Source organism: Dorea sp. BIOML-A1, from assembly GCF_009875615.1.
Classification (GTDB): Bacteria; Bacillota; Clostridia; order Lachnospirales; family Lachnospiraceae; genus Dorea_A; species Dorea_A amylophila.
On the sequence record NZ_WWSA01000025.1, the window covers coordinates 16,815 to 28,847 of the forward strand.

At 42.2% G+C, this 12,033-nt stretch carries 12 protein-coding genes and 1 riboswitch; all 12 genes read right to left on the minus strand.

Annotated elements, in window-relative coordinates:
* Positions 1-11 precede the first annotated feature (11 nt).
* The 12 genes from grdC to era all read right to left on the minus strand — a co-directional run bounded on the left by grdC (position 12) and on the right by era (position 12,011).
* Positions 12-1,550: a glycine/sarcosine/betaine reductase complex component C subunit beta gene (grdC, locus tag GT508_RS10225; protein ID WP_117598214.1), complete on the minus strand. Its 1,539-nt coding sequence runs from the start codon at positions 1,548-1,550 to the stop codon at positions 12-14.
* 114 nt (positions 1,551-1,664) lie between these two features.
* Positions 1,665-2,126 (minus strand): glycine/sarcosine/betaine reductase complex selenoprotein A, encoded by a 462-nt coding sequence (gene grdA, locus GT508_RS10230; RefSeq protein WP_080656513.1) that lies wholly within the window; start codon positions 2,124-2,126, stop codon positions 1,665-1,667.
* A gap of 76 nt (positions 2,127-2,202) precedes the next feature.
* The gene (gene trxA / locus GT508_RS10235) at positions 2,203-2,520 is read right to left on the minus strand and encodes a thioredoxin TrxA (protein WP_022415097.1); all 318 of its coding nucleotides are present in this window, start codon (positions 2,518-2,520) and stop codon (positions 2,203-2,205) included.
* Positions 2,521-2,575: 55 nt separating this feature from the next.
* A complete protein-coding gene (gene trxB / locus GT508_RS10240; RefSeq protein ID WP_055283624.1) occupies positions 2,576-3,520 on the minus strand; it encodes a thioredoxin-disulfide reductase in 945 nt (314 codons plus the stop codon).
* A 33-nt stretch (positions 3,521-3,553) separates the two neighbouring features.
* A complete protein-coding gene (gene grdB, locus GT508_RS10245; RefSeq protein ID WP_081021049.1) occupies positions 3,554-4,864 on the minus strand; it encodes a glycine reductase complex selenoprotein B in 1,311 nt (436 codons plus the stop codon).
* An 18-nt stretch (positions 4,865-4,882) separates the two neighbouring features.
* Positions 4,883-6,163, minus strand: a complete 1,281-nt coding sequence (locus tag GT508_RS10250) for a glycine/sarcosine/betaine reductase component B subunit (protein WP_022415093.1) — start codon at positions 6,161-6,163, stop codon at positions 4,883-4,885.
* Between the two features lie 72 nt (positions 6,164-6,235).
* Positions 6,236-6,616, minus strand: coding sequence for a GrdX family protein (locus GT508_RS10255; protein WP_006426357.1), 381 nt, complete (start codon positions 6,614-6,616; stop codon positions 6,236-6,238).
* A 144-nt stretch (positions 6,617-6,760) separates the two neighbouring features.
* Positions 6,761-6,873: riboswitch (glycine riboswitch) on the minus strand.
* 210 nt (positions 6,874-7,083) lie between these two features.
* Positions 7,084-8,457 (minus strand): alanine/glycine:cation symporter family protein, encoded by a 1,374-nt coding sequence (locus GT508_RS10260; protein ID WP_044919436.1) that lies wholly within the window; start codon positions 8,455-8,457, stop codon positions 7,084-7,086.
* Positions 8,458-8,704: 247 nt separating this feature from the next.
* Positions 8,705-10,105, minus strand: coding sequence for a glycine--tRNA ligase (locus GT508_RS10265; protein ID WP_028087060.1), 1,401 nt, complete (start codon positions 10,103-10,105; stop codon positions 8,705-8,707).
* A 74-nt stretch (positions 10,106-10,179) separates the two neighbouring features.
* Positions 10,180-10,899, minus strand: coding sequence for a DNA repair protein RecO (recO, locus tag GT508_RS10270; protein WP_006426361.1), 720 nt, complete (start codon positions 10,897-10,899; stop codon positions 10,180-10,182).
* Positions 10,871-11,041 (minus strand): hypothetical protein, encoded by a 171-nt coding sequence (locus tag GT508_RS10275; protein WP_155515226.1) that lies wholly within the window; start codon positions 11,039-11,041, stop codon positions 10,871-10,873. Before GT508_RS10275 ends, recO begins: the two co-directional genes overlap by 29 nt.
* Positions 11,042-11,114: 73 nt before the next feature.
* The gene (gene era, locus GT508_RS10280; protein ID WP_006426363.1) at positions 11,115-12,011 is read right to left on the minus strand and encodes a GTPase Era; all 897 of its coding nucleotides are present in this window, start codon (positions 12,009-12,011) and stop codon (positions 11,115-11,117) included.
* Positions 12,012-12,033: the final 22 nt, after the last annotated feature.

Sequence of the window (12,033 nt, forward strand, 5' to 3'; positions counted from 1 at the left end):
CTGCACACCCCCTATTCAGCCATCAGGGTTGCTGCAAATTCTTTCATCGCCTTTGCGATCAGTCCCTTTACTTCTTCCTCAGATACACCGGCAGCTTCTTCCTGTACAGCTGCTGTATTGCCATGAATAACGAATGATACCCCATCGAAAAGGTTCGTCATACGTCCAAGGAACAGGCTTCCTTTTCCGATGATCATTGCATTCTTAATCTTTCCATCCAGAATGTCTTCTCTTGCAAATCCTACATATGGGACACCGGAAGGAATGTGACCCTGTGTCGGTGCCCATCCGGTCAGGCCATGTTCTTTTGTAAAGTTTGCAAGTTCTTTTCTGTCCAGCTCGCCTCTCTTAACAGCCAGTGCACCGATCATCTTATAATTGGCAAGCGGTACATCTCCTGCTCCTGCCGGTTTTGTGATATCCGGATTCTGCATCTCCGGTGAGAATTTATCGATATCCGTAATTTTCATTCCTGCACGGTCAAGCGGGTCTGCTACCAGGCTTCCGATTACATTCTGCGGTGCAGAACCGGTTCCCACACTGTGGCGTCCAAGCATTCCGAGATCGATCTCCGGATTCACTCCGTCATTCTCAGATACAACAACTGCAAATCCTCCCAGGCAGTCTTCCAGGATCGGAAGGCCTTTCTTTACATGATCTTTTCCGTTCATACCAAGTTTTGCAGTACAGCCTCCTGCTGTAACGACAACCGTCTTATACGCGCCTGCTTTTACCAGTGCGGCTGCCTCGATCAGTGCATGTGTCGGTGCTGCACAGAATCCTCTGGCATCTGATCCGGTTGCATTGACAAGACCTGCCACCTCTGCTGCCGCCTTCGCAAAGTTACCGCCGCCTCTTTGGTTCATATCTCCACAAGCTTCTTCCGCACAGTCAATTACATATTCAACATCTGATTTCTCAATTCCTGCATTCTTCACAGCATAGAGAAGGGCAAGTACACTGGAAGCCTTGCTCATAAGATTTTCATGCATAACATGAGAAGACAGGTTCACATCAATGTCATGTGCCGGTTTTACACAGCCCACTAACTGATGCTCAAAATATAATGGTTCCGCATGATCTTCGCTGATCAGCGTTTCGATCTCAGAAAGTTCCACCCCTTCATGGATTTTTTCAACTATGTCATCAGAGATTACCGGATCTTTGGCAAATGCTTCTTTATATTTTTCAACAAATGCTTTGTCCAGTCTCACTACTTCGAACATATCACATGCCTGTACCAGAAGCAGGAATTCTTCTTCCGGCATGATCTCTCCATATTTTCCGTAACGTTCTGCCCCTTCTTTTTTCTTGTCATAATACGGGAATTCTATTTCGGCAAGTTCATCCGGATGTGCATTACCGATATAAGTCTGGTTCGGCCAGTAAGACACTGCCTCTTCATAAGAACGGAGATGCTCCGGTACTGCTTTTAAATATTCCGAATCCGGATTCACAACTCTTTCTGTTGTCTGTGTTGTTCCGTTGTATAAAACCATATCTGGTGTATGTACTAATACATAACTTGCCCCTTTAATTACACTGTTCATTGGTTATCCACCTTTCCATTTACCTCAAAATAAATACCCTGAAATTTAGAAAAAGGACAGTCCCTGTAGGAACACAACGGACCTGTCCTTTTCATTCGTATGAGAAACTTCGGACTATAACTGATCTCTGATAGCCTGCATCTCAGAAATGATATCATCAACATCTAATACCATTTCCATCATGCTTACCTGCTCATCATAAACCGCTTCGTCAAACTCTTCTTTCATCTCTGGTTCGCATACGTGATATACCGTGAGTCCAAGCTGGACCCCTGTCAATGGACCTGCGAAAGTAGGATCGCCTAAAGTTACAGTCTCAGCTGCAAGACCTGCAGCCTCTCCTTCTGCTGCACCAAGAACTACTACCAAGTTCTCTGCACCATATTCTTCAGCGAATTCTTTTACTCTCTTCTGGTTTTCCAGATCCATTGCGCCTGCGCTCGTTCAGACGAAACATTCCGTAGATGAGAATACGATCTCAGCACCTGCAGTTTTTACACATTCTGCGATAGCCGGTCCCGGAATTCCATCACGGTCTCCGATAATTATTGCTTTTTTCCCTTCTAAAATAGCCATAATTACGATCTCCTTTCTTTTTATTTAAACCTTATCAAGGTCATTTATCTATGATTTAGAAATTACCTCTCGAGAATCAGATATATTTCTTAATCATTGCTTCAATTGCTTCAGCTGTACAGTCATCTTTTACCAGCTCTTCTACTTTTTCCCCGTCTTTATAGATTGCCATTACAGGAAGTCCAAGAACTTTCTGGGCAATTGCAAGACGGCGTGCTTTTGTTGTATTTAACGATGTGAATTTGAGTTTGTCCCCATAAGTATCTGCAAATTCATGTACCTTCGGCATCAGTGCCTGACAAGGAACACATCCATCTCCATAAAAGTCAACAAATACATAACCTTCTGCTTTTAATACTTCTTCTTCAAACGTAGTCTTATCTACATCTATCATGTCATTTTTCCTCCTTTTTTTATTATAATGACCCGGTTAAATTCCGGAGTTTCTCCTAAAAATAATCTGACATGCTGCGTTCGACCTGAACAGCTGCGATCGCACCATCTGCTGCCGCTGTTACCACCTGACGCAGGCTCTTTACACGTACATCTCCTGCTGCATATACACCCGGAATATTGGTATGCATATCAGCATCCGTCTTAATGTACCCTCTTTCATCCATATCAATGATTCCTTCAAAGATCTTTGTATTCGGAACCGTTCCGATAAATCCGAACAGCCCGAACATTCCGTCTTCCGGATCTGCTTCGACTTTTGTTACTTCTCCGGTCTTAACATTCTTCACATACATTGCCTGAAGGATGTCGTCACCTTCCAGTTCTTCTACGACACTGTCCCACATAAAGAAAAGCTTCGGATTCTTGAATGCTTTTTCTTGAATTGATTTTGCAGCCCGCAGTTCATCTCTTCTGTGAATGATCGTAACTTTTCTTGCGAATTTTGTCAGATACATAGCCTCTTCTACCGCGGAATCCCCACCGCCGACTACATATACTTCAAAATCTTCAAAAAAGTTCGCATCACATGTTGCACAATAAGAAACACCTTTTCCCCTGAACTGTCCTTCTCCTTTGCATCCGATCGGTCTTGCATGTGCGCCCGTTGCAATGATCACATTTTTTCCGCGATATTCATTCTTTTCGCTCTTAAGAACCTTGACCTCTCCTTCAAGTTCTACTTCTTTGATCATATCGGATACCCTTTTTGCCCCGAATTTTTCTGCCTGCTCTGTCATTCTTGCAATCAGGGATGGTCCGGATTCCCCTTCTACAATCTGACCCGGATAATTTTCAATCTCGTCAGTAATTGCGATCTGACCTCCATCCTGACCTTTTTCGATGATCAGAACATTGAGCCGGCTTCTTCCTGCATACAGCCCCGCCGCCAGACCGGCAGGACCTGCACCCAGAATGATAACGTCATAAATCTCACTCATTTTACGTTATATCTCCTTCTATATTCACATGTACTATTCAAAAACTTTCTGTCCGTCAACTTCCGTAGTCAAAGCTTCCAGAGCTTTTTCTACGATTCCACGGCGTAATTTCTTTTCTTCTTCCTGATCCAGTGCCGGATTACCGAGTGGATGTGGAATAGCAATTGCCGGTACGATTCTATTTGCACCAACTGTCATAGAAATCGGAGTAACTGTACAGATATGTACAACAGGAATTCCTGCTCTTTCGATTTCTTTTACCATCGTTGCACCGCAACGAGTACAGGTACCTCAGGTGGAGGTCAGGATAACGGCATCTACTCCGTCAGCCTTTAATTTCTGCGAATACTCTGCTGCAAATGCTTTTGCGGATGCTACAGATGTTCCATTTCCTACAGTTGTATAGAACAGATGATGAAGCGATCCGATCACACCTTCTTTTTCCATATCACGAAGAACATCTACCGGAAGTACACGGTCCGGATCTTCATTCGCATATACCGGATCATATCCGCCATGTGCAGTCTCATATGTCTCTTCTGTAAGATCTGTAACTCCTGTAATATCATACTCTCCATAGTGAGAAGCACTTGAACTTTCTATGTGGTCCGGGTTTCCCTTTGGAACGATACCACCGGAAGTAACCAGGGCAATCTTCGCATGTGCAAGATCCTTCACTGCCGGATTTGGTTCTACTCTGTCAAAATTCGGCATCGGATATTCTGTTACATATGGCTTGTCATTCAATTTCTTGATCAGCATCTTAACAGCACGTTTGGATCCTCTTTCTTTTTCGAAGAAGTTTACACGTACACCATTTGGGATATATCCTTCTTCTGCAGATGAACCGATTTTTTCTCCTTTTGCCAGTTTCACTGCCAACGGAGCAAGTTTCTTCACTGCATCCCTCATACCTGCCGCACTGTTCTTTGTTGAGATCATGTAGACATCATTCTTGAACATATCTGCTCCAGGGTTTTCTACATACATACCTGTAACTGCAGGAATTCCAAGTTCCTCCTGAACAGCTGCCGCAATTGTACCGCAAGCCACACCATAACGTCCTGCATTGAATGCCGGTCCTGCAATAAATACATCCGGTGCCTGCTCTTTTACCATTGCAAGAATATCTGCTTTTGCTTTTTCAAGGTTCTCATTGAAGTAAGAATCTCCGCAAATAACTGTTGCAATAATCTCTGCTTCATCTTTAAAATTCTGTGTCAGTGCCAGACCAGGTCCTACAACTTCCCCAACACGAATTTCTGCAGGATAGTCTGCTTTTTCCTCTCCACCAATCTGTGCAAAGAACTGGTTGATATAATGAACTACTTTTATCTTAGACATATTCTTATCCTCCCTCTTCTATCTTGCACTCAGCTTATTGAAACCTGTCTCATTTGTTGCACCTGTGATGACCTGAAGTTCTACTTCAAGAGATCCATCTTCGCGAAGTGTATCTTCACTTGCTCCGGCGATCTTTGTCACATAATCTAAAGTTCCAATTACTTTATCAAGTTTTGGCAGGATAACAACTTCATTTGCATTACCACCTGTTACAACCGCATCTGCTGCCACATCTGCGTCCGCAAGAGACTGTGATTTTCCATCACGTCCGGCATACTCATCTGTAATAATTACAGTCTTGATGCCTTCTGCTTCGATCTTCTTACAGTTCATAATAAGGTCTGTATCCGGATTACCAAATCCTTCCTGTGATACGATAACGCCATCCAAATCTAACATCTTACACAGTTTTGCTGTCCAGTCAGAAGATCTTTCTTTATCTGCAAGGTATACATTTTCATTTGTAATGATCTGACATACAAAGTTCAGTGTCTTTCCATGTTCTTCAAACAGATCATGAACAACCGGATTATTCTCATGTACATATGTAGGATTCTTATCACATGCAGATACACAGTTACCGGAGACGATTGCTCCGTCCATGATCTCTGTAGGACTTAAGATTGTAGGAAGTGTCTTCTTTGCATCCACTCCGTATACATAAGTGTCATGTAAGAGTCCCTGGCTTTGAAGCATCTGGACATATGCAACTCTCGGAAGATCCGGATACTGTGTGATTCCTTCTTTGATACCGCATGTCTCATATACTTTTGTCTCATCCGGCGTAAGCTCACGCGCTAATTCCCCAATGTAAGCTGCTACCCGGAATCCGGCAAACCGGACTGCTTTTTCATATTCATGCTGCTTGATACCTTCTACAGGTTCACATACCATAACCAGATTCAACGTCTTTGAAAACGGTGTGTAATCTGCTCCAGGTCCTGTCATGTCAATGATACCTTCCTGGAAACCGACGATTCTTCCTGCTGTTACAACAGCCATTCCTTTTAATGCATATGTCTTTCCGGAACCAACGGTATCAACTTTTGAAATAATTCCCGGGAATACCCCGCCTTTTCCCTCAACTTTTACTCTTGGTTCGATCACATCTTTTACCGGTGTGATTCTTACTGATTCTCCTGGTTTCGCAATATCAAAAGTGACTGTTTTGATATGCTCATCTTCCAATGCTACCGCTTTTACAGCTCCTTTATCTACATACAGGATTCCATCTTCAATCTTCGATGTATCCGCAAACTGGATATCCTTAATGTAAATATTCCCCATTTCTAATCTCACGATCTTTTCCTCCTTTTTTCATCTTCTTTTATAAAACGCTGCCCGTTTTACAACCTCTTTTATCACTGTCTTCTACCAAACATCCGCAGACGCCAGTCCGCTCTCTAATAAAGTCCAGTCAACCAATTGAAAATCCTTATAAACTTCTTCTTTGTAATACTTACTTTTATCTTGAAATTTCTGACATACCAGAATCGCATTTTCAATCAATCTGACAGATTCCCCATCCACCTTCTCCTTTCTCTCAGATATCAGCACAGATTTGTACGGTGTTTCCTTTGGTTTTACACTTCCTGATAATGGATGTGTCAATAATCTGTGACCTTCGTAAATTCTGTCCCTTACTACCTTCAGAAGTTCTTCATAAGAGAGTTCCAGATAGATTACCTCATGTGTATCATCCAGCCTGGATCGTACAAGCGGATTATTTGTGATCACCATATACTTACTCATTCATGTCCATCCTCTCTTATGTTATTTCAACCAGCCTTAGAAAATAAAAAGGACGTCCCACGCCAGTTACTGCGTTCAAACGTCCTTTTCTGTCTTTCGTCCTGTTAGATCTAATTCCTCTTACAGTACAAGATTCAGAATGTAGTACCTTTCTCCGTCCTTTTGCCTGAAAGTTTCGTCCGGTTTTTCCTCATTTTTTTCGATACCGGTTTGCCTCTTCGGCGGCTGCCCTGGCAGCTCTCTCTTGAGAAATATCATCCCACTCTTCTTTTCAGTTATAGAAAATTTTTATATCATTTATTTTCTTCCTCTATATTACATCATTGTTACTTATATTGCAATACTTTATCTTTTTTTATCTTTTTTTAGTTGTTTTGAACAATTATGTAATCTGCTTTTTGTATATTTTTCTATTTTTCCTCCGTTTTTCGTTTTCACTTATTCATTATTCACAAAGTCTTTTTTCTTTATTTTACTTTTTTATTTTTCAAGAAATTATGATAGTAATCGTCATGCAGTTCTTTCATCTGGCTGCTCAGGAAGAACAATGCAAGAATATTAGGAATTACCATCAATGAATTGAAACAGTCTGCCATATTCCATACCAGATCAACCTGTGCAAGTGAACCTAACAATACACAGAGCGAAACCAGAACCGCATACGGCTTTACTGCATTTTTTCCAAATAAATATTTCACATTGGCCTGCCCAAAGAAATACCATCCGATAATCGTCGAAAATGCGAAAAAGAACATACAGATTGCAATAAATACATTACCGAATTTTCCGAATACACTCGAAAATGCATACTGGCTGAGCGCTGTACCTGTAAGCCCTGTCGGAATCGACTGTGTTGTAATAATCACCAGTGCCGTCAGATTCAGAATTACAAAGGTATCAATGAATACACCGATCATTGCTACAAATCCCTGCTCTACCGGATGTTCTACTTTCGCTACCGCATGTGCGTGAGGCGTCGATCCCATACCTGCTTCATTCGAGAACAGTCCTCTTGCCACACCTTTTGTGAGTGCAAGCTTTACCGTTGCTCCCACTGCTCCGCCACTGACTGCAGACGGTTTAAAAGCACCTACAACGATAGAATAAAATGCATATGGGATTTCTTTAAAGTTTGCAAAGATTACAATCAGTGATCCGATAATATAAAAACATGCCATGATTGGAACAATCGTCTCTGTAACTTTTGCAATTCTGGAAATTCCTCCGACAAATACAAACAATGCGATAACCGCTATAATGATCCCCACCACTATCTGTGGTATACCAAATGCAGTATGAAATGCTGACGCTATCGAGTTGGACTGTACCGCATTTCCCATAAATCCCAGTGCAAAAATGATCAGAACAGAAAAGACAGCTGCCAGGATTTTTCCAAAAGTACCTTTGAAAGCCGCCTGGATATAATAAACCGGTCCGCCTGTTACATGCCCGTCTTTTCCTACATGCTTATATTTCTGAGCCATAATAGCTTCTCCGAAAATGGTCGCCATTCCAAGAAATGCCGCAATCCACATCCAGAAAATCGCTCCCGGTCCGCCTATTGCCAATGCTGTTGCCGCTCCTGCAATATTCCCCGTTCCTACCTGTGCTGCAATAGCCGTTGCAAGTGCCTGAAATGATGACATACCGTCTTTTCCCGCCGTTCCTTTTTTCGAAAACAGTCCGCCAAACGTTCTTTTCCACCCGGCCTTAAATCCACGTATCTGGATAAATCCGAGCCGGATCGTAAATATAACACCTCCTCCTAACAGCAGAATGATCAAAATATAATCTGCCAGATAATGTTGAATCAATAATACGATATTATTCAGTTTATCCAAAGTCTTTCCTCCTTACTTATAGATTTTACGAATAATGAATTAAGTCTTTTCTATAAATATACTCTTTCATTTATTTTAAATCAATATTTTATTTTATATTTTATTTTTTTGTACATTATGCACAAATCAATTTCTACATACCTGCATATATAAAAAAAGACCGTGAAACCGCCATGCATGCACTTTGGCATACATAGCCGATTCCACGGTCTCTTGTTTTATCTCTTATGCTTCGATTTTCTGATTCTTACCACTCGAATTTCTTCTCAAAGTAAGCATCCAGATCTTCAATCTTGATTCTTTCCTGTTCCATGGTATCTCTGTCACGGACAGTTACTGCTCCGTCTTCTTCAGAATCGAAATCGTATGTTACACAGAATGGTGTTCCGATCTCGTCCTGACGACGGTAACGTTTTCCGATATTTCCACGGTCATCATATTCGCAGTTGTATTTCTTGCTTAACTGTGCAAATACTTTCTCTGCGCCTTCATTCAGCTTCTTAGAAAGCGGAAGCACACCGATCTTAACCGGTGCCAGTGCCGGATGGAAGTGAAGAACTGTACGTGTATCAGGCTTCTCCTCTGTTCCGATCTCTTCTTCATCATAAGCACTGCAAAGGAATGCAAGTACCATACGGTCTGCACCGAGTGACGGCTCGATAACGTATGGGATGTATTTTTCCTTTGTCTCATCATCAAAGTATGTCAGATCCTGTCCGGATACATTCTGATGCTGTGTTAAGTCGTAATCTGTACGGTCAGCGATTCCCCACAGTTCTCCCCATCCGAATGGGAATAAGAACTCAACGTCTGTTGTTGCTTTACTGTAGAAAGAAAGCTCTTCTTTATCATGATCACGGTAACGTACTTCATCATCTTTCAGTCCTAATGCAGACAGCCAGTTCAGACAGAACTTCTTCCAATAATCAAACCATTCAAGGTCTGTATCCGGTTTGCAGAAGAATTCCAGTTCCATCTGTTCGAACTCTCTGGTACGGAATGTAAAGTTACCAGGTGTGATCTCGTTACGGAATGATTTACCGATCTGTCCGATACCAAATGGCAGTTTCTTTCTAGATGTACGCTGTACATTCTTGAAGTTAACAAAGATTCCCTGTGCTGTCTCCGGACGAAGATATACCGTATTCTTCGCATCCTCTGTTACTCCCTGGAATGTCTTGAACATCAGGTTGAACTGACGGATATCTGTAAAGTCATGCTTTCCACATGTCGGACATGGAATCTGATTCTCATCGATAAAGTTCTTCATCTGCTCCTGTGTCCATGCATCTACCGCACCATCCAGTTCAATGTTATTCTCTGCACAATAATCTTCGATGACTTTATCCGCACGGAAACGTTCGTGACACTGTTTACAATCCATCAGAGGGTCACTGAATCCTCCGAGATGTCCACTTGCGATCCATGTCTGTGGGTTCATAAGGATCGCACAGTCCACACCTACATTGAACGGAGATTCCTGAATGAATTTCTTCCACCATGCTTTTTTTACATTGTTTTTCAATTCTACTCCGAGATTACCATAATCCCATGTATTCGCAAGCCCGCCATAGATCTCAGATCCCGGATATACAAATCCTCTTGCTTTCGCCAATGAAACGATCTTATCCATAGTCTTTTCTGCCATTTTTTCATCCTCACCTTCTCAAAATATTCGTAATTGAATTTAATTATAGCGTCTGCCCTCTTTGTTTTCAAGCATTATCGTACAATTGTTTCCAATATCTCCAATGATTTGAAGCGTTTTCCCAGATATTCATCCAGATACGCTTTCGTCAGATTCTTTAGTTCTCCAAGCACATCTTCTTTTACAACGAAAGTATATAATTTCTCAACCGGGGAACATACGATGTACTGCAATGTATATAATGTCGACGGAAGAAGCCGGATTCCATCGGAAATATGGCCGGCACACTGCGTGCATATCACGCCGCCTCTCCGTATACTAAATACTTTTTCCCGCTCCTTATCCCCGCACATGATACATTCCATCACCTGCGGACCTTCCCCATTCACGGTAATGGTCTTCAATTCGTAAATGCACCGTATCAGTTCATTCGGGATATGTATGTTCGTCAGTGCCCGTAGCGTCTGATACAGAAGCTTCAGCATCTCGGTCTCATCGTTCGCTTCTCTTGCATAATACCCGGCCAGATCCATAAAATAGAATCCGTAATAGGCACCTTCTACATCCGTACGCAATTCCTGGAAATAATTGGAAACAGAGGCCGACACCAGCGTATAAGATGTCCGCCCCTCATATACAGTAAACTCTCCAAATGAAAAAGGGCTCGTCACTCCCATCAGTGCACTGTTCGGTCTTCTTGCACCACGTGCGAATGCCGAGATTTTCCCTCTTTCTCTGGTCAGTATTACCACTCGTCTGTCATATTCACCTATCGGTGCTGCTGTCAGTATCATGCCAGTCAGTGTAATCTGATTTACCAATTGTATCTCCTTCTTTGTATCTGTTTATCGTCTCCTCACAGATACTCATACCTTTATAATACAGATAATCTTCTATCTTACCTGATGCGACGAATCTGTCCCAGTACTCTTCCATATGATCACCTCATCCTTTGCCAGGGCATATTTTTTAATGCTCTAAGATTAGGTTCTCCCATGGGCACTGCTTTTTATTCATCTTCGCGGTATCCAAAATTTTTCATCAAAAATTCACTGTCTCTCCAGTCTTTCTTTACTTTGACCCAGAGTTTGAGATTCACCTGCTGATCCAGCATTTTCTCAATCTCATAACGAGCAGTGCTTCCGATCTTTTTCAACATACTTCCTTTTTTACCAATAATTATCCCCTTGTGTGAATCGCGCTCACAGATAATCGTTGCATCGATGTGCATCACTTTATTTCTGACTTTCATACTGTCAATGGCAACTGCGATACCGTGCGGAATCTCTTCCTGCAGGCAGTGCAGTGCTTTTTCACGGATCAGTTCGGCCACAATCTGACGCTCCGGCTGATCTGTAATGGTATCTTCATCATAGAACTGTGGTCCGTACGGAAGGTATTTCATGATCACTTTTACAAGCTCATCGGTATTGTCACCGTTTCTCGCAGATACCGGAACGATTTCTGCAAAGTCATAGACATCTTTGTACGCAGCGATGGCCGGAAGAACATCTTCCTTCTTTACACTGTCTATCTTATTGATGACCAGTACAACCGGTGTCGTTACTTTCTTAAGCTGGCTGATGATATGCTGTTCACCTGCTCCGATAAATGTTGTCGGCTCTACCAGCCAGAGCACCACGTCAACTTCATTCAATGTACGTTCTGCCACATTGACCATATACTCCCCAAGCTTGTTCTTTGCTTTATGGATTCCCGGTGTATCCACGAACACAATCTGACCGTCATCTGTTGTAAGTACGGTCTGGATACGGTTACGTGTCGTCTGTGGTTTATTCGATGTAATCGCGATCTTCTGTCCGATCAGCTGGTTCATCAGAGTTGATTTTCCAACGTTTGGACGACCGATCAATGTTACGAATCCTGATTTATAATCCTTTTTCATATTTTCTCCTGTTCTTTTTACT